Source organism: Marinobacter sp. LV10MA510-1, from assembly GCF_002563885.1.
Taxonomy (GTDB): domain Bacteria; phylum Pseudomonadota; class Gammaproteobacteria; order Pseudomonadales; family Oleiphilaceae; genus Marinobacter.
Window position 1 is genome coordinate 3,327,506 of the sequence record NZ_PDJA01000001.1, and the last position, 18,424, is coordinate 3,345,929.

Annotated in this window: 33 protein-coding genes and 1 pseudogene; 24 read left to right on the forward strand and 10 right to left on the reverse strand. The window is 49.6% G+C overall.

Annotated features, from left to right (window positions below):
• Window positions 1-140: 140 nt before the first annotated feature.
• The 9 genes from ATI45_RS16055 (at window position 141) to ATI45_RS16095 (ending at window position 6,201) form a co-directional block, all read left to right on the forward strand.
• The gene (locus ATI45_RS16055; protein ID WP_098420650.1) at window positions 141-1,151 is read left to right on the forward strand and encodes a D-hexose-6-phosphate mutarotase; all 1,011 of its coding nucleotides are present in this window, start codon (window positions 141-143) and stop codon (window positions 1,149-1,151) included.
• A gap of 283 nt (window positions 1,152-1,434) precedes the next feature.
• The gene (locus ATI45_RS16060; RefSeq protein ID WP_098420651.1) at window positions 1,435-2,028 is read left to right on the forward strand and encodes a GNAT family N-acetyltransferase; all 594 of its coding nucleotides are present in this window, start codon (window positions 1,435-1,437) and stop codon (window positions 2,026-2,028) included.
• A 560-nt stretch (window positions 2,029-2,588) separates the two neighbouring features.
• Complete coding sequence (locus tag ATI45_RS16065) at window positions 2,589-2,906, forward strand: antibiotic biosynthesis monooxygenase family protein (RefSeq protein ID WP_098420652.1); 318 nt, start codon at window positions 2,589-2,591, stop codon at window positions 2,904-2,906.
• Between the two features lie 99 nt (window positions 2,907-3,005).
• A complete protein-coding gene (locus ATI45_RS16070; RefSeq protein WP_098420653.1) occupies window positions 3,006-3,491 on the forward strand; it encodes a DUF3291 domain-containing protein in 486 nt (161 codons plus the stop codon).
• A 170-nt stretch (window positions 3,492-3,661) separates the two neighbouring features.
• Window positions 3,662-3,997 (forward strand): hypothetical protein, encoded by a 336-nt coding sequence (locus tag ATI45_RS16075; protein WP_098420654.1) that lies wholly within the window; start codon window positions 3,662-3,664, stop codon window positions 3,995-3,997.
• 95 nt (window positions 3,998-4,092) lie between these two features.
• Window positions 4,093-4,449, forward strand: a complete 357-nt coding sequence (locus ATI45_RS16080; protein WP_098420655.1) for a DUF2628 domain-containing protein — start codon at window positions 4,093-4,095, stop codon at window positions 4,447-4,449.
• A 173-nt stretch (window positions 4,450-4,622) separates the two neighbouring features.
• On the forward strand, window positions 4,623-5,030 hold the full coding sequence (locus tag ATI45_RS16085) for a hypothetical protein (RefSeq protein WP_098420656.1): 408 nt from the start codon (window positions 4,623-4,625) through the stop codon (window positions 5,028-5,030).
• Window positions 5,031-5,291: 261 nt separating this feature from the next.
• Window positions 5,292-5,618 carry an antibiotic biosynthesis monooxygenase family protein gene (locus ATI45_RS16090; protein ID WP_098420657.1) on the forward strand — a complete coding sequence of 109 codons (327 nt, stop codon included), beginning with the start codon at window positions 5,292-5,294 and terminating at the stop codon, window positions 5,616-5,618.
• Between the two features lie 127 nt (window positions 5,619-5,745).
• Window positions 5,746-6,201, forward strand: coding sequence for a GNAT family N-acetyltransferase (locus tag ATI45_RS16095; RefSeq protein WP_098420658.1), 456 nt, complete (start codon window positions 5,746-5,748; stop codon window positions 6,199-6,201).
• A 68-nt stretch (window positions 6,202-6,269) separates the two neighbouring features.
• Here ATI45_RS16095 and ATI45_RS16100 read toward each other — a convergent pair whose 3' ends face one another.
• A complete protein-coding gene (locus tag ATI45_RS16100; RefSeq protein ID WP_098420659.1) occupies window positions 6,270-6,671 on the reverse strand; it encodes a PIN domain nuclease in 402 nt (133 codons plus the stop codon).
• A complete protein-coding gene (locus tag ATI45_RS16105) occupies window positions 6,668-6,862 on the reverse strand; it encodes a type II toxin-antitoxin system VapB family antitoxin (RefSeq protein WP_011785720.1) in 195 nt (64 codons plus the stop codon). The genes ATI45_RS16100 and ATI45_RS16105 overlap by 4 nt, the downstream gene beginning before the upstream one ends.
• Window positions 6,863-7,239: 377 nt before the next feature.
• Between ATI45_RS16105 and ATI45_RS22830 the strand changes: the two genes are divergently transcribed.
• The 5 genes from ATI45_RS22830 (at window position 7,240) to ATI45_RS16135 (ending at window position 9,157) form a co-directional block, all read left to right on the forward strand.
• Entirely contained in the window at window positions 7,240-7,518 is a 279-nt protein-coding gene (locus ATI45_RS22830; RefSeq protein ID WP_098420661.1) for a hypothetical protein, read from the forward strand.
• Between the two features lies 1 nt (window position 7,519).
• Window positions 7,520-7,744 (forward strand): DUF2442 domain-containing protein, encoded by a 225-nt coding sequence (locus ATI45_RS16120; RefSeq protein ID WP_218926152.1) that lies wholly within the window; start codon window positions 7,520-7,522, stop codon window positions 7,742-7,744.
• Window positions 7,745-7,840: 96 nt separating this feature from the next.
• Entirely contained in the window at window positions 7,841-8,479 is a 639-nt protein-coding gene (locus ATI45_RS16125) for an SGNH/GDSL hydrolase family protein (protein WP_098420663.1), read from the forward strand.
• A gap of 130 nt (window positions 8,480-8,609) precedes the next feature.
• The gene (locus ATI45_RS16130; protein ID WP_098420635.1) at window positions 8,610-8,867 is read left to right on the forward strand and encodes a type II toxin-antitoxin system Phd/YefM family antitoxin; all 258 of its coding nucleotides are present in this window, start codon (window positions 8,610-8,612) and stop codon (window positions 8,865-8,867) included.
• On the forward strand, window positions 8,855-9,157 hold the full coding sequence (locus ATI45_RS16135; protein ID WP_098420664.1) for a type II toxin-antitoxin system RelE/ParE family toxin: 303 nt from the start codon (window positions 8,855-8,857) through the stop codon (window positions 9,155-9,157). Before ATI45_RS16130 ends, ATI45_RS16135 begins: the two co-directional genes overlap by 13 nt.
• A 75-nt stretch (window positions 9,158-9,232) precedes the next feature.
• Here ATI45_RS16135 and ATI45_RS16140 read toward each other — a convergent pair whose 3' ends face one another.
• Window positions 9,233-9,526, reverse strand: coding sequence for a type II toxin-antitoxin system RelE/ParE family toxin (locus ATI45_RS16140; protein WP_098420665.1), 294 nt, complete (start codon window positions 9,524-9,526; stop codon window positions 9,233-9,235).
• On the reverse strand, window positions 9,526-9,765 hold the full coding sequence (locus ATI45_RS16145) for a type II toxin-antitoxin system ParD family antitoxin (protein WP_098420666.1): 240 nt from the start codon (window positions 9,763-9,765) through the stop codon (window positions 9,526-9,528). Before ATI45_RS16145 ends, ATI45_RS16140 begins: the two co-directional genes overlap by 1 nt.
• Window positions 9,766-9,903: 138 nt before the next feature.
• Here ATI45_RS16145 and ATI45_RS16150 point away from each other — a divergent pair, with 138 nt between their 5' ends.
• Window positions 9,904-10,269 carry a hypothetical protein gene (locus ATI45_RS16150; RefSeq protein ID WP_143751177.1) on the forward strand — a complete coding sequence of 122 codons (366 nt, stop codon included), beginning with the start codon at window positions 9,904-9,906 and terminating at the stop codon, window positions 10,267-10,269.
• A gap of 72 nt (window positions 10,270-10,341) precedes the next feature.
• On the opposite strand, the gene ATI45_RS22305 is transcribed toward ATI45_RS16150, so the two are convergent.
• Together ATI45_RS22305 and ATI45_RS16155 are read right to left on the reverse strand one after the other, a co-directional pair.
• Complete coding sequence (locus ATI45_RS22305; RefSeq protein ID WP_179887983.1) at window positions 10,342-10,515, reverse strand: hypothetical protein; 174 nt, start codon at window positions 10,513-10,515, stop codon at window positions 10,342-10,344.
• Between the two features lie 2 nt (window positions 10,516-10,517).
• Window positions 10,518-10,754, reverse strand: coding sequence for an addiction module protein (locus ATI45_RS16155; RefSeq protein ID WP_098420668.1), 237 nt, complete (start codon window positions 10,752-10,754; stop codon window positions 10,518-10,520).
• A gap of 204 nt (window positions 10,755-10,958) precedes the next feature.
• Between ATI45_RS16155 and ATI45_RS16160 the strand changes: the two genes are divergently transcribed.
• From ATI45_RS16160 to ATI45_RS16180, 5 genes are all read left to right on the forward strand, one after another.
• Window positions 10,959-11,423, forward strand: a complete 465-nt coding sequence (locus ATI45_RS16160; RefSeq protein ID WP_143751178.1) for a methyltransferase family protein — start codon at window positions 10,959-10,961, stop codon at window positions 11,421-11,423.
• 152 nt (window positions 11,424-11,575) lie between these two features.
• Window positions 11,576-11,830: a type II toxin-antitoxin system ParD family antitoxin gene (locus ATI45_RS16165; RefSeq protein ID WP_098420669.1), complete on the forward strand. Its 255-nt coding sequence runs from the start codon at window positions 11,576-11,578 to the stop codon at window positions 11,828-11,830.
• Entirely contained in the window at window positions 11,830-12,126 is a 297-nt protein-coding gene (locus ATI45_RS16170) for a type II toxin-antitoxin system RelE/ParE family toxin (protein ID WP_098420670.1), read from the forward strand. Before ATI45_RS16165 ends, ATI45_RS16170 begins: the two co-directional genes overlap by 1 nt.
• A 138-nt stretch (window positions 12,127-12,264) precedes the next feature.
• Window positions 12,265-12,537 (forward strand): CopG family ribbon-helix-helix protein, encoded by a 273-nt coding sequence (locus ATI45_RS16175; RefSeq protein WP_098420671.1) that lies wholly within the window; start codon window positions 12,265-12,267, stop codon window positions 12,535-12,537.
• Window positions 12,534-12,815, forward strand: coding sequence for a type II toxin-antitoxin system RelE/ParE family toxin (locus tag ATI45_RS16180; protein WP_098420672.1), 282 nt, complete (start codon window positions 12,534-12,536; stop codon window positions 12,813-12,815). Before ATI45_RS16175 ends, ATI45_RS16180 begins: the two co-directional genes overlap by 4 nt.
• On the opposite strand, the pseudogene ATI45_RS16185 reads toward ATI45_RS16180, so the two are convergent.
• A pseudogene (locus ATI45_RS16185) lies at window positions 12,753-12,953 on the reverse strand (CcdB family protein); the annotation flags it as partial. The gene ATI45_RS16180 and the pseudogene ATI45_RS16185 overlap by 63 nt on opposite strands.
• A 64-nt stretch (window positions 12,954-13,017) precedes the next feature.
• On the opposite strand from ATI45_RS16185, the gene ATI45_RS22310 reads away from it, so the two are divergent.
• On the forward strand, window positions 13,018-13,188 hold the full coding sequence (locus ATI45_RS22310; RefSeq protein ID WP_179888422.1) for a hypothetical protein: 171 nt from the start codon (window positions 13,018-13,020) through the stop codon (window positions 13,186-13,188).
• 203 nt (window positions 13,189-13,391) lie between these two features.
• On the opposite strand, the gene ATI45_RS16190 is transcribed toward ATI45_RS22310, so the two are convergent.
• A complete protein-coding gene (locus ATI45_RS16190; protein WP_098420674.1) occupies window positions 13,392-13,820 on the reverse strand; it encodes an organic hydroperoxide resistance protein in 429 nt (142 codons plus the stop codon).
• A 161-nt stretch (window positions 13,821-13,981) separates the two neighbouring features.
• Window positions 13,982-14,431, reverse strand: coding sequence for a MarR family winged helix-turn-helix transcriptional regulator (locus tag ATI45_RS16195; protein ID WP_098420675.1), 450 nt, complete (start codon window positions 14,429-14,431; stop codon window positions 13,982-13,984).
• Between the two features lie 257 nt (window positions 14,432-14,688).
• On the opposite strand from ATI45_RS16195, the gene ATI45_RS16200 reads away from it, so the two are divergent.
• The 3 genes from ATI45_RS16200 to ATI45_RS16210 all read left to right on the forward strand — a co-directional run bounded on the left by ATI45_RS16200 (window position 14,689) and on the right by ATI45_RS16210 (window position 16,755).
• Entirely contained in the window at window positions 14,689-15,021 is a 333-nt protein-coding gene (locus ATI45_RS16200; protein ID WP_098420676.1) for a YnfA family protein, read from the forward strand.
• 233 nt (window positions 15,022-15,254) lie between these two features.
• Window positions 15,255-16,397, forward strand: a complete 1,143-nt coding sequence (locus ATI45_RS16205; protein WP_098420677.1) for an iron-containing alcohol dehydrogenase — start codon at window positions 15,255-15,257, stop codon at window positions 16,395-16,397.
• A 22-nt stretch (window positions 16,398-16,419) separates the two neighbouring features.
• Complete coding sequence (locus tag ATI45_RS16210) at window positions 16,420-16,755, forward strand: hypothetical protein (protein WP_228735996.1); 336 nt, start codon at window positions 16,420-16,422, stop codon at window positions 16,753-16,755.
• A gap of 195 nt (window positions 16,756-16,950) precedes the next feature.
• On the opposite strand, the gene gtfA is transcribed toward ATI45_RS16210, so the two are convergent.
• On the reverse strand, window positions 16,951-18,393 hold the full coding sequence (gtfA, locus tag ATI45_RS16215) for a sucrose phosphorylase (protein ID WP_098420678.1): 1,443 nt from the start codon (window positions 18,391-18,393) through the stop codon (window positions 16,951-16,953).
• Window positions 18,394-18,424: the final 31 nt, after the last annotated feature.

Below are 18,424 nucleotides of genomic sequence, written 5' to 3' on the forward strand. Positions count from 1 at the left end.
TGAAGTGGGAAAGCGCAACGGCGGCACCGCCATATACATTAAAGATGCCCAAAAATAACGAGTAGTGGGCTGTGTTTAGACTATAAAACAAGCCATAACCAGCAGCATAAATTCCTCGGTTAAACACAGGTTTCAAGCAAATGCCCAGCCAGCAAAAACTTGCCACACTCAACGAACAGTTCGCAATAGAAGGGCACCTGCAATTCAACGCGACTGGCGATTTGATTGTGGCTGACATCACTAACCAGCAAGCCACGGCAAGCATTGCCCTGCAGGGCGCGCAGGTGCTGTCCTGGGCTGCTAAAAGAGAAGCTAAAGGGGGTGCCGAAAGAGGTGCCAACGAGCAGCAACCGCTGATCTGGCTTTCAGACGAAGCGACGTTTATCGCGGGTAAAACCATTCGCGGCGGCATTCCAGTGTGTTGGCCTTGGTTTGGCGCACATCCTGATCGTGAGGATTATCCCGCCCATGGTTTTGTCAGAGCCGCCGTTTGGGACGTGATTGAAACCAGCACGACGGCTGCCGGGCAAACGAACATAGTATTTCGCCTGCCGCAAACGCAAGTGCCCCCAGCCTTATGGTCACACAACACCGAGCTAGAGCTACACGTCAGCGCCGGCGCAACCCTTGAGCTGAACTTGATTACGCGCAATCATGGGTTAGAAACCGTCACCATCAGTCAGGCGTTACACAGTTATTTTGCCGTGAGTGATATCAATGATGTGACGGTTAAGGGCCTGGAAGGTTGCCAGTTCATTGATGCCCTGGATGATTGGCAGCGTAAAGTCGAAATCACGCTGATTTGCATTGATGCCGAAATTGACCGCATTTATCAAGATACCCAGCCCGTCTGTTCACTCGAAGACAAAGGTTGGCAACGTCGTATCAACATTGAAACCAACAACAGCCGCTCAACCGTGGTCTGGAACCCCTGGATTGATAAATCAGCCCGGCTGGGTGATATGGGGGAGGGCGGTTATTTGAACATGCTGTGTATTGAAACTGGCAATATTGCTGATGATCGTGTCAGCATTGCTGCGGGTGCGGAGCATTGCTTGTCGGTCTGTTATCGGATTGCGAAACCTTCAGCCAATTCATCACTGCGGCGAAGTACAAGTAGTTGCCTGGGCTTCAGCGAGAGCGAGGCCTAAACCCTTCGCTCAAACGGACCCGCATCGGCATGCCGTTACAGGCCCTCATTTCATTCTGGGCCTTGCGCGCAGCCTGCCGCTTAGCTCAAACGTTGAGGCTGTAGAAAAAGGTCGAAGACAATCATCGATCTGAAATTGGTTGATAAACGATCTAAAAATAGCGCCTATTCTTAAAATCTGGAGGACTTATCATCGAAAGCACACCCAGATTTTACGTAGGAGCGTCATCAAAAAATACTCGAGGGTTTTCCTACAGCCTCGTTAGGCTTCAAAAGGAGTCTGGATGAAAACTGAAGATATTAACTACCACATAGGGTTACCTGAAAAATACAGAGACTCTGCTGTTGATTTGTACGACGAAGCTTTTGGACAAAAATTTGCTGTAGCGATACCTTCTAAGAAAAAAAGAATTCTCTTTTTAAAGACATGTTTAACTCTTGACTATGTAATTAGTGCTATTCATAAAGATAAGTTAATTGGAATAGCGGGCTTTCAAACTCCAGAAGGTTCATTAACAGGTAGTATGACGTATAGTGAATTAATTTCTCAATTAGGTTTTATAAAAGGGAATTGGGCTGCTGTTATTTTTACCCTTTATGAAAGGAAGGCTGCGGTTAAAGAATTAATTATGGATGGCATCGCTGTTCACTCTGATGCCAGGGGAAAAGGCGTAGGGAGTCACCTCCTAAAAGAAGTAGCAAAATATGCTAAAGATCATAAATTTAACAGTGTACGCTTGGACGTTATTGATATAAATCCCAAAGCTAAAATACTGTATGAACGAATGGGATTTAAGTCAGTTAAAATAGAATCCTATCCATACTTAAAATGGTTACTTGGCTTTAGTGGTTCCACTACAATGGAATTAACTGTGTAATGTCAGCTTAACCAGCAAATCAACAAGGACCTGAACTTCCCCTAGATTAGTAGACACGCGTCGATAACTCCGCAGTACATCACTGAGTTCAAAGTTAAAGTGGCGGAGTGGAGTCACCAGGCTCACCGGATTGTGAAAGGCGTTGCTGAAGCACTGGATAGCCATTCTTTCATACTGGCGCACTGGCGACTGGGAAACGGTCTTAGTGCAAGCTTCGTCGGGGCAACGTTGCGTGATGCCTTTACCTGTCGAAAGCTGGCCTCTGGCCTGTTATTCCATACGGATCGCGGCATTGAATACCGTACGTCGTCCGTTTCTTTGCGATGCGTCAATTTCGGAAACATAGAAAAGCTTATATTGAGGGCTTCTATAGTACCCAACGACTGCACAGCGGCCTTGATCATCGGACTCAGATAGAGTTCAAAGAAATTGACTGACGGAGCTCGTGAATTTTATTAAGGGAAGTTCACGAATAACAGCGGGCTATTTTCACTTCGCTCAAGTTTAGGCCACTATTATTTGCCAGTTATTCGGGGCGTTTTAAATGTTAAGAGGACGTTATGTCAGGGATTGCTAAAACTCCAAATCCGCCGTACTACGCTGTGATTTTTAGTTCCGCTCGCACTGAGGGTGATCATGGCTACGGTGCAATGGCCGACAGAATGCTGGAGCTGGCAGCGCAACAGGAAGGGTTTCTTGGTTTAGAGTCAGCCCGGGAGGGTATTGGTATTACGGTATCGTACTGGGCCAGCGAGGAAGCCATCAAGAATTGGAAGCAAAACGTTGAGCATCTTGAAGCCCAGCGTCTGGGTCATGAAGCCTGGTATTCCGAGTTCAAAGTCCGAGTCGCAAAGGTAGAACGGGCTTATGGCATTTAACCAGTGGCTTAAGTGCGTTCCCGGCCTGCCTGCCGCCTACCGAATGCCCTTGTCCCGGCACCGCTTAGCTTTGCGGTAAGTGTTTTCAGGAAGGAAGCTGTGAGTAAGTATCATATCGCCCAACTCAACATTGCCACGCTGTTGGCCCCAATTGATTCGCCGCAGCTTTCGGATTTTGTCTCGAATATGGATAGGATCAATGCGTTGGCAGAGGAGTCGCCGGGTTTTGTCTGGCGGTTTCAAACCAAAGACGGTGATGCTACCGGCCTTGATTGTTTCTGCTCCGGTAAGACTGTGAATCTTTCCCTCTGGGGTTCGACCGAGGCTTTGCATAATTACGTTTATCGGTCTGCCCACGTTGAGATCATTCGCCGTAAGAAAGAGTGGTTTTACAAAATGGGTGAGGCTTACATGGTCCTTTGGTGGGTGCCTGCCGGTCACATTCCGTCAATTGAGGAGGCAGCCCAAAAGCTGAAGATGCTGCGAGAGCGTGGCCCATCCGCGGAGGCTTTCACATTCAAAAAAGCATTCCCGGCCCCCAGTGCACCAGCCGAAGCGTGGGGTGGTGAATGTTCAGCTATTTAACCAATCGCTTAAGCGCGTTTGCGGCCTGACGGTCGCCCACCGGAGGCCCCTGACGAGTCGCTGGATGGACGGACCTCGAAGCATTTGGATCAGGTTGACGGCACTTTCCGCAACCGCTTGTGCTGAATGGCATTATTTTTACGAAATAAACACATAACAAGAAGGTATTTATGCACATTGGACTGATCGGTGGTTTTCGAGAGACCGAAATTGTTGTGCCGCTTGGCGAAAGTCTCGACAAAGTTTACGATGCCTACATGAGCATTGCTGTTTCTGGTGCTGTCAGCGAAGAACAAAGAGACACTATATTCCGGGCTGGCAAGAAGATGTGCGACGACCAAGGTGCTCAAGCTGTCGTCCTTGCTGGCACAGATCTTTTCGTGGCCTTCGATGGGTATGAGTGCGGGTTCAAGTACGTCGACAGTGCTTTAATCCACATCGATGCGATTTATCGAGCATCGCTGCAAAAATCAGATAACAAGGCAATGCTCGCGACAAGCGTGTGATTGTAGCGTTAAGATTTTCGAAGCGTTCGTTATTTTTCCTACTCGACTATTTAGCATAATAGTGTGACCTCAAAGATCAAAGGAGTGATCTCGAAATGAGTTTGTACGACATCTATTCTCACCCTGACGGAAGAGTTGAAGCAGTAAAACAAGGATGGTCATGGCCAGCAGTATTTCTTGGCGGCTTTTGGGCACTATCGAAGAGACTTTGGCCGCCGGCTGGGGCCGCATTCCTTATAGCGATATTAGGCTGGTTCACAGCGCCTTTTTTGGCTGGTCAAGGCATTGCTTTTGAGACCATTGAACTCGCTCACATGGTTATAGCGGCACTGATGTTTCGGGTTTTTGGGGCTTATGGAAATCGTTGGTATACAACAAAGCTTCAACCCGAAGGTTTCCGAAGGGTTTCAAAGGTATCCGATATTGATGCTTCAAGAACGATTAACGAATAAAAAAATCGCTTTCTGGCTCTCATACTCCAAAAGCGTGACTTGATCGCCCTGAAATCATGCCTTAACAAAAACAGTCATGGCGACGGATACACTGTTGCGGCTTCGCCTTTATTCCTTAGCCGCGCATGCTGTTGACATTAGGCGCAATTGATATACCAAACATTGGGTTTACAATGAATAATGAGCAAGCACAAGAACATATAAAGCAAAAATTAAAGGAAGGTGATACGTTAATTGGTTTCTTTCAAGCAGTTTCACCGCCTAAACTTTGGATGTTTTTCATAATTGGGCCGTTAGCTACCCTTAGTACGCGAATGTACTTCTTAGCTGTGACAGAAAAAGGTTTATATTTTCATAAATGGAGCTTAATTGGCAATTTCAAAAGTTATGATTTTTTTGAGTTTGATGAAATTGAGAACGTTAAAATAGGTAAAGGTATATTGCAAAGACCAATGAGGTTTTACTTTAAAAACGATAGAAAAATAAAAGTAAAAGCACCGTTAAAGGGTCATAAAAAATTAGCGAAAATGACTCTTGATGTGCAAAATTATATTGAAAATAGAATTTCTCTAGCTCGATAATCCCTTTTCTGATATTAATATATTCACTCGAAGGAGAGTTTAAAAGTACCGCCAATGAAACGATGAGTATACAAGTCGACCATATAGGGCATATATTGGGAACACTTGGGGTAACTATCTATTGCAGATTCAAACCTGTGCGTCTGACAAGTTACTCAAAAGGACGTGAAACAGTTGGCTAGCACTCGTTCCTCGTACATTTTAGCCAACTATTTTGCGCTGCTTCGTAAGGCGTCACAAAGCAAGGGAGATCACTGAATCATGATCGCCAGGGAATGGAAGTGTCGAGTACCTGAGTGCCATAGCGCAGGGTTCACTGCTTATCTGTACGAAAGCGGCATCAAAGACGCTTCTTCAACACCGGGCTTTCGCGGTGCTCAGATTTTCCGCCGCACTCTGGCCCACAAAGTTGAACTGACGCTCATTACGTACTGGGAAAAGCTCCAATCAATCAAGGCCTTTGCTGGCAACGATATTTTGCAGGCGCGCTTGTACCCTGAAGATGAGGTTTATGAGCTTGAGCCTGACTTTTCGGTGCAGCACTATGAAGTCATCGAGCATCAGTTTTTGGTAGAGCAGCGGCGGTAAACGGGTGCAATTACTTTGTAACCAGTCATTCACGTTCGTTCACGGCCTGGCGGCCGTCCAACGGATTCCTTTATCAGGGCTCCACTTAGCTTCGCGTTAGACGTACGCGATCATCATGGGGAAAGTTATGACTGACCATCAGACCAGCTTCGTCATCGAAAACGACAAGGCTGAGTGGCGAGTCCTTTTCAACGGCTATGCCGATTTCTATAGCGTGTCGATGGACGATAGCACTGCAGACAAAGTTTGGGCTTGGCTGCTGGACCCAAGCCACGTCCTTGAAGGGCTCGTGGTGCGTGACGCAAGCGGTACAATTGTTGGCTTCGCACACGTTCGTGCCTGTCCCCGAACTCTTGGCGGCTGCGACGTCGGTTTCCTGGATGATATGTACGTTGCTCCAGATGCTCGCGGTTCTGGTGCGTCGGATGCTTTATTTGTGGGTTTGCGCACTTTGGCGGTGGAGCGTAGCTGGCCAACTGTTCGTTGGATTACTCAGCACTTCAATGCGCGAGGTCGCGCGTTCTATGACCGTTATACGTCTGGGCCAAGTGATTTCATTATGTACCAGTGGAAGCAGGATTAGCCCTGACTTGGGGTATACGTCTAACAAGTCACGGAAGACGGACGCGTGAGGCGCCGCTTCGTTCAGCGTTATGCTTCTCTCAGAGCAGGCTCAAGCCCAAGGTAATCAACAAAAGGGATAAAGTCGCGATCCAAAAACAGCAGGGGTAGCTTCTTCTCTATGCAGAACGTTGCGATGATCACGTCGGCCGTTTTTCTGATCGTGATACCCCTTTTACGAAGCGCACGATAATTGTCGGCACACTTGGCAGCCATATCTTTGCCAAACATTTCATATTGATCCAGAGCAAGCAGGCTTTGTTTGGTCTGATGGTATTGCTGGTCGTTGCGGATGCCTTGAAGGATCTCCAGAAATATGAGGTCGCCGATAGCGACTGACCCTTGGACTATTGATGCATCCAGCAGGTCAGTGTGCGGATTTTTGACTCCGTTGAAATAGTCGATCCAGACGCTGGTATCCACCAGTATCATCCGGCGCTCCGCATTTCATCCAGGTCACCTTCCCACTTGATTTTGCCTCGTAGCTTCCGAATCTCCTGCTGCTTGCTAAGCTGTACCAGAAGTTTCAAGCCTTGCTCAACAGCCTCTTTTTTGGTTTCGTAGCCGGAGGCTTTGAGGGCTTCGGCCATCAACTGGTCGTCAATGACGATGTTCGTTCTCATGTCGCACCTATGTGTATGGTTATCGATTTCTATACACAATCTAGCACTTCGGAGAGAACATAACAATCGGCTGCATAGCGACCGATTTTCCGTCGCTTCGCAGCTCCAAACCGGCGCGTGAGCCGGGCGTTTATGTTGTTGGGAGATCTGATAGTCAGCTATGAAACTTGAAAATATTGAGTTACTTATCGATGGCTCGGGCGAAATTTCTATCGGAAGGGCTGGGCCAGTTCGATGTGCTGCATGTGCGTCTGATGAGGATCAGTGTCTTGCAATGTTGGTCAGAAGGCCTGATGAGTCGTTATCTGAGTTGCTAAAACGGCTTGATTCTGCAATAGAGAATGCGATTGAACGGCAAATATTTGCGGATGAGATCAATGGATAGTGGCCAAGACGCTGTTCATGACTGTCACGGTATGCCAGATAATGGCGTGTCGATTAGGCTGGAAAAGAATTATGTAAGGCGCGAAAATTTCGTATTTTGCCTGTTTATAGAAAGGCAAGCGACGGAAGGCGATTTGGAGGAGAATCATCATCTCGAAGAGCTTGCCAAAAATTACGGGTACAACCGGCAGCCATTGAAAGAAATCGAATCATTGGTGGAGGATCACAGCGATGAGCTTGTCAGCGCTTGGAAACAGCACTTCAGCAGTTGAGGTGACAAATATCTCTGCACATGGTGTGTGGCTTCTTGCGCACGACCGTGAGTTTTTCATGCCGTACAAAAACTTCCCTTGGTTCAAGGAACAACGAGTCAGTGCAATCGTGAATGTCGAGGAGCAGTCTCCTGGGCACTTCTATTGGCCTGACCTTGATGTAGACCTGATGACGGAAATTATTGAGCATCCTGAGAGGTTTCCAAACGTCGCGCACAGCACATAACCAGTGCAGGCACGGCGCACCGTTTCCATTGCGGCTTCGCCTCCATTCCAAAGCCGCGCATGCTGCGGGCGTTATACGGCAAGGAAGGCTTAGGCAATGCACCAAATCTTGGTATACGCAGATTCGTTGAGTTGGGGCATCATCCCTGACACTCGTGGTCGATTTCGATTTGATCAAAGGTGGCCGGGGGTTGTGGAGAATGCGCTACTCAATGCAGGTACGTCTGTTAGGGTTATTGAAGACTGTCTTAATGGCCGTCGTACCGTATGGGATGATCCTTTCAAGCCGGGTCGCAACGGACGTGAAGGCCTGGAAAAGTGCATGGAGATCAATTCGCCGTTGTCATTGGTGATCATGTTATTGGGCACCAATGATTTTCAGTCTATGCACAATTTGACCGCATGGCAGTCTGCACAAGGCTTAAAAGCTCTTGTCGGTGCAATACGGCGAGCTCCCATAGAACCCGGAATGTCAGTACCGGCAATTATGCTTGTGGCGCCCCCAAAATTGCAAAAGGCCAAGGGCAGTATCGCGCCTAAATTCAAAGGTGCAGAAGATAAAGCCGTGGGTCTGGCCGACGCAATTCAAGCCGTAGCGGCAGAATGTGGTTGTCATTTTTTCGATGCTGGTTCGGTTACGCCGACAAGCCGTGTCGACGGTGTTCACCTAGACGAAGATCAACATCGCACACTCGGTCTCGCGCTTGCCAAAGTAATCCAGCCGTTGGTCCAGTAGTTTTGCCGTATACCAAGTGCAGGCAAGGGACGCTCCCAAAGTCGCGCCCCTGCTGCAAGCGTTAGCTGGGATTGCGCCACCTGAAAAGTGATACTATAGTGTCACTATCAAACTAATTCAGGGTAATTCCATGAAAGTTGAGCTAGTTACAAGCCTCAAGCGCCAAGCGACAAAAATTCTGGCAGACCTGCGTTTATCAAAAGAACCGGTACTGATTACAGAGCATGGCCAGCCGTCCGCTTACCTCGTTGACGTGAAGGATTACGAGTTTATGCAGCGCCGGCTGGAACTACTTGAAGGGCTCTCACGGGGAGAGCGTGCTGTACTGGAGGGAAGAACGTACAGCCAAAGCGAAGCCAGGGAGAAAATGAGTAAATGGCTGAAGTAATCTGGACGGAGCCAGCTCTTCAAGAATTAGATTCTATTGCCGAGTACATTGCTCTGGATAATGTAGTTGCTGCAAGCGCTCTGGTTGAAAAAGTTTTTGAAAAAACGGAGCGCTTGGAAAACTTTCCGCAATCCGGCCGAACTCCACCTGAGCTACCCAATTCAATCTACAGGGAAGTTGTCGTGCTCCCTTGCCGTGTTTTCTACCGTGAAGAAGGGAGTCATGTGTTCATCCTCTATGTTATGAGGGAGGAACGGCAGCTTCGTGTTTACATGCTGGAAAACAGCTAACCAGACGCGGCACGCGGATGCTTTTGTCTTCGCTTCGCTGCGTCAAGGTCGCCGGTGCGCTCAGCGTTATGGGTGTCAAAGATGTCGTTCCACATCCATACTATTGTGAAGAATTCTAATCACAACAATTTTGGATTCGACACCCTCTCGGAAGAATATAATATGGCTGCCTTGGCTAAATTTTCTGTAACCGGGCTTTACGTCTCCAGCATCCCCGCCAATCTCTGGCTGGCGAGCAAGAAGTTTGAAAGCACCGTCCAGTTGCTTCAAGTATTTATTGCGCTGCTTTTTCCCCCATCTTTCAGTGGAAAACTGGCCAATTTCTATGATGTCTTTCCGAGCCGCAGCAGTGAGCAAAAATGGGCGCATTAGTGAGCGTCGTTATCCAGTTCGGCAATAATGCTTTCATAGGAGTAGTCAGCAATACCGCTTTGCTCACCTTCGTCCAAAAGGCGTCGCAACCTTTCAAGCTTACTTTCCGTCTCCTCCAACAGTCGCAGCCCGGCGCGCACTACGTCACTGGTAGAGCCGTAACGACCATTTTCAATCTGTGCGGTTATGAACTCGTCAAAGTGAGGGCCAAGAGTAATACTGGTGTTTCTGGACATAATAGCATTCCTGTACCAAATATTGGTACATTATGCGAAATTCCCCATAACAAGGCAAGGTAGGCCGACGCGATAAAACTGCGCGACTGCTTGCGGCGTTATGCGCACCACAATCTGAGTTTGAGTAAGATCCATAGTATGAAAAAGGTATCAGAAATGCTCATAGCAGTTAGCGGTGACCTGCTAAAGAGCGTGGAAAATCTGGAGGAAATGCAGGCACATTTGGATTTGGTGAAGACTGCATGGAACATGTCGCTGTCATCTGGGAAAAAACGGAATGGAAAGCTCAAAAAGTTCATTGGGTCTCAACGGGCCCGGGCGCCAAGCATAGAGGCACTCGAAGGTCTCGAATGGGAGTTCAGGCGAATCATGAAGCAAAAGGACAAGCTTTTTCCAGCGGTAAAGAAAAAAGTAGAGTTTGCGATGGCCATTGAGGAAAGCAAGAACTGCTATATTATACGGGCATACTTCACTAATGGCGCCGAGCCGAGTCCGATCGCCTAACAATCACAGCCACGGCGACGTCTACTCCATTGCGGCTTCGCCTCCACTCCGTAGCCGCGCGTACTGTTGGCGTTAGGGCTTATTGCGCGTCCGCCAATAGCCAGGCTTTCGGGAGTGGTGGGCAATAGCGATCACTACGCTTTCCTCCGACAACTCAATCGCAACAATGTCGTAAGGGAAGCGCTCCAGAATCAGTCGTTTTGCACCGGTATGGCCGGCTTCTCCCAGTATCCTTACCGTTCGCATTGCTACTGGCTTAGCGTCGCTCGCATCTTTGTTCGAAATTCTTCGCGGCTGAGAAGTGTGGCCTTACCGCTTTTTACCTTGGACACACGGCGAATAATTTCATCATTCCAGTCCCGTTCAACAGAGTCGTCACGAGGGCCGTCTAAGCTCATTATGAGCTCGCGCGCTAGCGCTGCACGTTCCGACTCGGAGAGAGTCGAAATCTGGGAGCGTAGGTGATTTAATGTGTTGGTAGTCATGGTGCCTTCGCGAGTAGCGATACGGCTATGCTATCCCGATCCGACGGCCCTAACAAGACGGTCAACCGGACACCAAAAGCGTGCCGCTTGATGATGGACCTCATCCCAACAGGGATAAGTATCCGAATCAGCGTCTATTTGTTCCACCGGACGCCCTTGTCGGGAAGTCGCTTATTTCAATGTTGAGCATCAAGAGAGAAATTCGTGAAAGCACTCGAACTCAAAGTCCCTCCGGTTGCATTGGTAGCCATAGTTGTTGCCAGTATGTGGGCTGTTTCGCGCATCTCGCTGTCAAACCTGTATTTCACCTTCACCGGTGCAGCGTGGTTGGCGGCGGGCATTGCAGTGATCGGCGCTTGTATCGCCATTTTTGGAGTCCTGGAGTTCAGAGCTGCCGGAACGACGGCAGACCCGCGGATACCAGATCAGTCTGTAAGCCTGGTGACTGGTGGAGTTTATCGACACAGCCGGAATCCGATGTATTTTGGATTGCTGCTGGTTTTGTCTGCGTGGTGCTTGTTCTTGGGCAGTGCCCTGTCTTTGCTCCTCCTCCCGGCATTCATCATATACATGACCCGATTTCAGATTATTCCAGAGGAGCGGTTTATGCGTGAACACTTCGGTGAGTCATACAAAAAATACAGATCTGAGGTGCGCCGGTGGGTTTGAGGTCCAGCAAGTCGCTGTTGTCGGGCAAATTTTCCGCTGCGCTCCAAATTTGCCGCAGAGCTTTGCATTGGGCGCCAAGAAGTGTGGCATTGATTCAGTGCAAGCGAGTAGTATGATATTGTCATACTTTATCTGTGTTAGGAGCACCAACTATGAGCATGCACCGGAAAACTATTACGCTGACTGAGCAACAAAACGGTTGGGTGAAAGGTCAGATTGAAAGCGGTCAGTTCGGCAATGATAGTGAGTATATCCGCTATCTCATCCGGCGAGACCAGCAAGCCCAAGTACGTCTCGCCACGCTGAGGCAGGCCCTGTCTGAGGGTGAGTCAAGCGGGATACCTAAACCGCTTGATATATCGGCTATCAAGACTGCTGGCCGTAAACGCATAAAGGCGGCCAATTAGTGTTCAATCTGAGTGTCACGCCGAAGGCGGAATCAGACCTCATCGGAATTTGGGTGTACACCTGCGAAGAATGGGGTGTCGATCAAGCGGATAAATACCTGGATCAACTGGAAGCAGGAATGCAGCAGCTGATTAATCATCCGTCACTAGGCGCGAACTACGCCCATGTTCTTTCTGGGTATCGCAGATTGCAGGTCGAGCATCGCGCTGTTTTTTACCAGGTGCTTGAATCGGAGATGCTTATTGTTCGTGTGTTGCACGAGGACATGGATGCGCCTGATAGGCTTCTGGATTAGTGGCGACTATGTTTCCGGCGCAGCTTCAAGACTCCCATCCAGGCTCCGTGCCGTTGCAAAGCCTCGCGTTAAATTTTTTGCTGGCTCTCGTTGACTATGCTGTAATACATTGTAGTCATCAGACTTGAGGGTACCGCTATGAGTGTCACTACAGTTCGCCTTCAGACGGAAGTTGAGCAGCACCTGGAAGCAATTGCCAGCAGGCTCCATCGAAGTAAAAGCTGGGTAATCAATCAGGCACTATCGGAATACATCGAAAAGCAACAGCGAGAGCAAGAGCGCTGGCAGCAAACGTTGGAGGCAATGGAGTCTGCCACCCAGGGGAAAGTGGTTGATGCCAGCGAGGTCCATAGTTGGCTAAACAGCTGGGGCACTGATAACGAGCAGGATGCGCCGAGGTCAGGTAAGTGAAACTGGTTTACACGGATGAAGCCATTGAAGATTTGAAACGCCTCAGGGAGTTCATCGCAGTCCACAACCCCTCTGCGGCAGGCAAGATAGCCGCAGAGCTGGTGGGCAAAATCGAATTGTTACCAGATTTTCCGAAATTGGGGACACCGGTTGAAATGGCACCGGTCCCTGATTCGGTCCGCGACATGGTTTTTGGGAAGTATGTTGTCCGCTATTCAGTACACGTCAGTGCGATCATTATTCTTCGGGTATGGCATGAGCTGGAGGGTGAACGGTAACAAATTAACGCTGACTTCTGGAGTGAGGCCCTGCATCGTTTGGTTCCCGAAGGATGAAAGCCTGCCAAGCGGAATAGCAATGCGTGTTGCCAGTTCGGACAAGTGTGGGTTTTGAATGTCGACGAGATAGGGATAGAACGATTTTCTGGTGCGCTCAGCGTCAGCAGTCCAGGTTTCCGGCGTTAGTTATGGGGAAAATGTCATGTCGAAGAAAGTAGTCATGTTTGAATTCGAGAAGGAAACAAAAAATAGCGTTCGCTATAAGGAGGTTCCTGGTGCAGGAACTGCTCCTGTCGTGGGCACTCTGTATGTTCAGAAGTGGTTTGCTGGTGATAGCAAATCTATTGAGATAACGATAGACAAAAAAGACTAGCTGGCTTGCCATTACTCTTGGTGCAGGCCGCTCATTCAGGTAAGTGTGGCCGCAGCTAACAATGGCAAGCACCGGACATTTTAAGGCTCCGGCTGCGGGCGTCGCCGGCTCAGGGAATTGATTGACGAACTGGATTTATCCTGACGAGGCTAACCCTCTGCTTCGCGGCGGGTTAGCCTGTCTTTAATCACCCCAAGAGGGCATTACTCGACGCGGGTTAGGGTAACGTCGATGTTGCCACGGGTTGCGTTTGAGTAGGGGCACACTTTGTGCGCTTCGTTGATCAGCTTTTCGGCCTGAGCGTCGTCCATGCCCGGCAATGAAATTTTCAGCTCAACTTCGATACCAAAACCGCCCGGAATTTGACCAATGCCAACTTCGCCTTCGATGGACGCGTCTTCCGGCATTGCCAGCTTGTCGCGGCCTGCGACGAACTTCATGGCACCAATGAAGCAGGCAGAGTAGCCAGCAGCGAAAAGCTGCTCAGGGTTTGTTCCTTTGCCGCCGGCTCCGCCAAGTTCTTTCGGAGTGGTCAGCTCAACATCCAGAATACCGTCTGATGAGATGGCACGACCGTCACGGCCACCCGTGGCTTCGGCGGATGCGCGATACAAAATTTGTGCAACAGACATAGTGTTTGCTCCTTTCGACGAGTCGGGTTGATGACTCTTCGTTTGCGTGATTAATGAGTGCGTAAATGGTTAGCGCTGTTCGATAACTAAGTTAGCGTACAAATAGATTGCGCGCAAGACAAATGGCGGAAGTGTAATACGCACGCGCCAGGTGAAGGAGTTCAGGTGGGTGTTTTCAGATTGCTGCGCAGTTTGATCAGCTGCTGTTTCAGTTCCATTAGGTCGGCTACTGACTGGCCACTAACATCGACAATGCAGCCCGGTATATCCTTGGCTTGGTCCTGAAGAGCCCGGCCCTGTACTGTGAGGTGCAATTCAACCACGCGTTCATCGTCTTTCCGGCGTTGCCGGTTCAGCATACCGTCCGACTCGAGCCGCTTGAGCAGAGGCGTGAGCGAGCCGGGGTCTGTCAGCAATCGTTTGCTGATATGGCTCACGGTTATCCCGTCTTCCTCCCATAAAACCAGCATGGCCAGATACTGCGGATAGGTCAGATTCAGGGATTTGAGCAGTGGCTTATAGGCTTTGGTCATCATTAAAGACGTCGAGTAGAGGGCAAAACACAGCTGGTTATCGAGTAGCAGCGCGGAGTAGGAATCGTTGTTGGGCATGAAGGGTCCATCGTATCGGGGGCGATAAAAGCCATCGCGCTAAGTATTTAATTCCGAGTGTACGGCGTTTTTTAGGGGTTTTTCCAGTGAACATGACTGGCAGCATTGAAATGGCTTCCCTGCTTTTGGTTCCTTCCGCTACACACCGGCGCCGGTTACCATTAACGGTAGACAACAGATTAATGCATGCCCCTCTGGTCTTTAATGAACCAGATCGCCCGATGCGTAAGGTGTGCTGCGGCCAAGGAGTAAGTGATTTGCCTGAATTGAAGACTTTTGGCCTTTTTGCTATCACCGCGTTAGCGGAAATTCTCGGCTGCTATTTGCCGTATCTTTGGCTTCGGGAAGGCAAAACAATCTGGCTTCTGGTCCCTGGCGCTCTGAGTTTGATGGCGTTTGTCTGGTTGTTGTCGCTACACCCGGCCGCGGCGGGCAGGGTGTATGCAGCCTATGGTGGTGTTTATATTTTTATGGCGATTTTGTGGCTGTGGACAGTCAACGGAATTCGACCAACAACATGGGACATAGTGGGGTCTGCGGTGGCACTTTTGGGCATGGCCATCATCATGTTTGCGCCTCGCACCACGTAACTTGTCAATCAAGTGAGTTATCTGCAAGGTTTGGTTCGTGAAGGATGAGAGCTGAACAAGCGGGCGCACCGCTTCCTTCGCTTCAGCGTTAGGGCTCAGATGCAGCTCAGAATGGACAGATCCTATAAAAATCTTGCTGCCGGCAAATTTAGTCATTACTTTTGATATCTCTATTGTTTATTACTTCTGGTTGGCCAGGGGGAATGCCATTCATATTCAGGACGATAAAATCTATGTCAGGCGCTTTTAACTTGGTAACCCCGACAGAGATAATGTTCGGGCGCGGTCAGATAGCCCAACTCAACGATCGGGCGACAAAACTGGGTACGCGAGTACTGATTGTTCATGGTAGAAACCCAGGCCGGCTCTCTGCTGTCTTTGAGTCATTGAAGAGCATCGATATCGTGCAAGCGCTGTCCATTGAAAAAGAGCCAGATCTGCAAACACTGATGGCGGCTATTGATCAAGGTAAGCTGCTGGGAATAGACGTGGTACTCGGAATCGGCGGTGGCTCTGTCATGGATGCCGCTAAAGTACTTGCGGCTATGCTGCCCGGTCAGACAGATTTGATCAGCCATCTGGAGGTAGTCGGAAGCGGGTTGCCACTGTCAGCCAAACGCCTACCGTTGATTCTGGTTCCCACCACCTCTGGCACCGGTGCAGAAGTCACTCGAAACGCGGTTATTGATATTCCGGAAGCCCAGCGCAAGGTCAGTCTCAGGGATAATCAGTTACTTCCGGATCTTGCTTTGGTAGATCCTGCGCTTACCGATAACTGCCCCCGGCAAGTCAGCCTATACTCGGGGCTAGACGCTGTTACTCAGGTGATCGAGCCGTTTCTTTCGTCGCGCTCAAATTTATTTACAGACATGTTGTGTAAGGAGGCTATCCCCAAGGGGCTCCGGGCATTAACGCAATTGATGGACAGGGAATCTGAAGAGGCGCGTGACGCGCTGGCTCAGGTGAGCCTCTTCGGTGGCCTTGCGCTTGCGAACTCGGGGCTAGGTGTTGTGCACGGTATTGCCGGCCCGTTAGGCGGATTATGCGGTGCGCCCCACGGCGCGATATGCGGCGCATTGTTACCAGCGGGCATAGCGGCTAACCGCGATAACGTGGTTGAAGCTGAGCAGATCGCTTGTATCGACCAGGTGATTGACTGGATTGCTGACGTATTTGAGACCTCCAGGGGCCAGGCATTGCACCGTTTTCGGCAATGGATTATTCAGAACGGATTACCCGGACTTGCGTCGATCGGAGTGACGGAGGAACACATTATTTCAGCCTCACAAGCAGCGGCCAGCTCGTCCTCCATGAAGGCCAATCCTGTGGTCCTGTCTACTGCGACAATAGAAGACGTGATGCGCCAGTCTTTTTGATTCTGAATATGGCGGATTGGCTTTGCAACAGCAGGTTGCGGTATGCAATTTTGACGGGAAACTTTATGAGCATCGCTTTATGGAAAAAATATTGAGAAAAATATTCCAACCAATACTCCGCATATTTGAATCTGGTGACGGGGAGTATCGTTATGAGAAATCACACCGGAAGATTCTCATTGCTATGGGTGTATTGTTTTTAGCCCTATCAACTGTTTCAGTGGTATTAGCGATCATTTCATCACAACTGGGTGGGCTTATTCCTTTTCTCGTCTTTTTTATGATTGGGCTTGTATGTGAAGTGGTTGGGTTATTAGGGAGTAACCGCGCGGTTGCAAAAATTTGGGGCAGTAAATAGACGAGTCGTGAATCCATTGGGGCCGGCCTGCCCAATACGCGAGTCGTCGCGTGACTCAAGCGAGACGGACGGACTGTCAGTTGGCGCCCTGTTCCAACCAGCCTGTTCTGACAGACACGCGGCGCAAAATGGTGTCATCGGTCGGATTGAGAACATTTGCCACCAGCCAGATTGCACCAGAATTTTTGCCTCTGGTTAACATGCAAGTTTTTCCATTTGTGCGGTGTCGAGGTCGTAATACCCGATTTTTACGATATTAAAGTTCAGGTCGACAAACAGGTGGCAGTAATAGTCCCCATGGCGCCAGGCCATGGCCACGCTGGAATTGTTGGAATAGTTCAGCTCAAAGTGGCCATCAAAGGCCGGGTAGTTGCTACGAAACTTCATCAGGGCCAGTAAGCGCTGCACGACGGGCTTCTGAATGTCTTGTTCCACGTCGTCCAGGGTGTAGTAATGGCGATTAATATCCCGCAGTTCGCCGCTTTGTTTCATCAGTTCGTGGTTGTTGCACCCGGCCAACAGCCCCACGTAGTAGACCTGCGGAATGCCGGGTGTGAAAAACTGGATCGCCCGGGCGGCAATGTAGGCGTCATCGTTCTGCATGAGCGCGTCGTAGAAGGTGCAGGTGAGCTGGTAGATTGCGCCAACGCTGTGGATATTGGCCGCCGAGCGCCGCATGATAGGGTCTGCACTGCGGGCATCAATGTTGTCAATAAGCGCGCGGATTTTGTCATCTGGCAACACACCTTCGACATCCGGAATACAGATTCCGTCGTGGGTATCTAATACGGTAACCATGTTGCGTGGGCACATTCGCAGCCAGTTTTTCAGGTACACGCTGTTTGCGTCCAGCAGCGAGTAGAGCAAAAGGGGCGGCAGAGCAAAGCCGTAGGGGTGCATGTTGCGTCGGCCGATCGCGTATTGATAACTGGTGTGATCGTGAACTTCCGGCAGGCATTCTGCGCCGTGTTTCAGGGCCACTTCGTTAATCCAGTCGAGTATCCGATAGACCTCGGGCTCCACCAAAAAGCAGCTGGTTCCAATACGTTTGGTGGTGTAACCAAAGGCATCGAGCCTTAGCAGGTTTACACCTTTTGAGGTGAGAAAGCCGATATAGCTTTCCATCAGGCGGTAAGCCTGGTCGGACTCGTAATTGAGATCAATCTGCTGGTCGGTGAAGGTGCACCAGACCCGGGTTTTTGTGCCATCCGCAAGCGTCACTTCGCGAAAGGGTTCTTTCTCTTTGCGGATATGAATCTTGGCCATGTCATCCGGGGAAATCTCGCCGAACTTGTCGACATGAACGAACAGGTCGGCATACTCCGAATCAAAGCCATTGGCGATGAAATCCCTAAACTCGGGAGACTCGTCAGAGATATGGTTCACCGTCAGGTCGACACAGAGGTCGTACTTTTTAGTGAAGGCTTCAATGTCGTCCCAGGTACCAAAATCCGGGTCCACCTCCTTGTGAGTCAAGGGCGAAAACCCGCCATCGGCATTGGACGGAAAAAACGGCAGGATATGCAGCCCGCCAATGGCCTCTGACAAGTGTTTGTCGACAACTGTGTAGAGGTCTTTCAGGTCATTGCCAATTCGGTTTGGGTAGCAAATCAGCTGCACGGCATTTTTTAACAGCATGTGTCTGGCTCCTGGATTGGGTGAAGGTCAT

Coding starts and splice junctions, on each gene's coding strand:
- ATI45_RS16055 (WP_098420650.1), top strand. CDS start 141: ATGCCCAGCCAGCAAAAACTTGCCACACTCAACGAACAGTTCGCAATA.
- ATI45_RS16060 (WP_098420651.1), top strand. CDS start 1,435: ATGAAAACTGAAGATATTAACTACCACATAGGGTTACCTGAAAAATAC.
- ATI45_RS16065 (WP_098420652.1), top strand. CDS start 2,589: ATGTCAGGGATTGCTAAAACTCCAAATCCGCCGTACTACGCTGTGATT.
- ATI45_RS16075 (WP_098420654.1), top strand. CDS start 3,662: ATGCACATTGGACTGATCGGTGGTTTTCGAGAGACCGAAATTGTTGTG.
- ATI45_RS16080 (WP_098420655.1), top strand. CDS start 4,093: ATGAGTTTGTACGACATCTATTCTCACCCTGACGGAAGAGTTGAAGCA.
- ATI45_RS16085 (WP_098420656.1), top strand. CDS start 4,623: ATGAATAATGAGCAAGCACAAGAACATATAAAGCAAAAATTAAAGGAA.
- ATI45_RS16090 (WP_098420657.1), top strand. CDS start 5,292: ATGATCGCCAGGGAATGGAAGTGTCGAGTACCTGAGTGCCATAGCGCA.
- ATI45_RS16095 (WP_098420658.1), top strand. CDS start 5,746: ATGACTGACCATCAGACCAGCTTCGTCATCGAAAACGACAAGGCTGAG.
- ATI45_RS16100 (WP_098420659.1), bottom strand. CDS start 6,671: ATGATACTGGTGGATACCAGCGTCTGGATCGACTATTTCAACGGAGTC.
- ATI45_RS16105 (WP_011785720.1), bottom strand. CDS start 6,862: ATGAGAACGAACATCGTCATTGACGACCAGTTGATGGCCGAAGCCCTC.
- ATI45_RS22830 (WP_098420661.1), top strand. CDS start 7,240: ATGGATAGTGGCCAAGACGCTGTTCATGACTGTCACGGTATGCCAGAT.
- ATI45_RS16125 (WP_098420663.1), top strand. CDS start 7,841: ATGCACCAAATCTTGGTATACGCAGATTCGTTGAGTTGGGGCATCATC.
- ATI45_RS16130 (WP_098420635.1), top strand. CDS start 8,610: ATGAAAGTTGAGCTAGTTACAAGCCTCAAGCGCCAAGCGACAAAAATT.
- ATI45_RS16135 (WP_098420664.1), top strand. CDS start 8,855: ATGGCTGAAGTAATCTGGACGGAGCCAGCTCTTCAAGAATTAGATTCT.
- ATI45_RS16140 (WP_098420665.1), bottom strand. CDS start 9,526: ATGCGCCCATTTTTGCTCACTGCTGCGGCTCGGAAAGACATCATAGAA.
- ATI45_RS16145 (WP_098420666.1), bottom strand. CDS start 9,765: ATGTCCAGAAACACCAGTATTACTCTTGGCCCTCACTTTGACGAGTTC.
- ATI45_RS16150 (WP_143751177.1), top strand. CDS start 9,904: ATGAAAAAGGTATCAGAAATGCTCATAGCAGTTAGCGGTGACCTGCTA.
- ATI45_RS22305 (WP_179887983.1), bottom strand. CDS start 10,515: ATGCGAACGGTAAGGATACTGGGAGAAGCCGGCCATACCGGTGCAAAA.
- ATI45_RS16155 (WP_098420668.1), bottom strand. CDS start 10,754: ATGACTACCAACACATTAAATCACCTACGCTCCCAGATTTCGACTCTC.
- ATI45_RS16165 (WP_098420669.1), top strand. CDS start 11,576: ATGAGCATGCACCGGAAAACTATTACGCTGACTGAGCAACAAAACGGT.
- ATI45_RS16175 (WP_098420671.1), top strand. CDS start 12,265: ATGAGTGTCACTACAGTTCGCCTTCAGACGGAAGTTGAGCAGCACCTG.
- ATI45_RS22310 (WP_179888422.1), top strand. CDS start 13,018: ATGTCGAAGAAAGTAGTCATGTTTGAATTCGAGAAGGAAACAAAAAAT.
- ATI45_RS16190 (WP_098420674.1), bottom strand. CDS start 13,820: ATGTCTGTTGCACAAATTTTGTATCGCGCATCCGCCGAAGCCACGGGT.
- ATI45_RS16195 (WP_098420675.1), bottom strand. CDS start 14,431: ATGCCCAACAACGATTCCTACTCCGCGCTGCTACTCGATAACCAGCTG.
- ATI45_RS16205 (WP_098420677.1), top strand. CDS start 15,255: ATGTCAGGCGCTTTTAACTTGGTAACCCCGACAGAGATAATGTTCGGG.
- gtfA (WP_098420678.1), bottom strand. CDS start 18,393: ATGCTGTTAAAAAATGCCGTGCAGCTGATTTGCTACCCAAACCGAATT.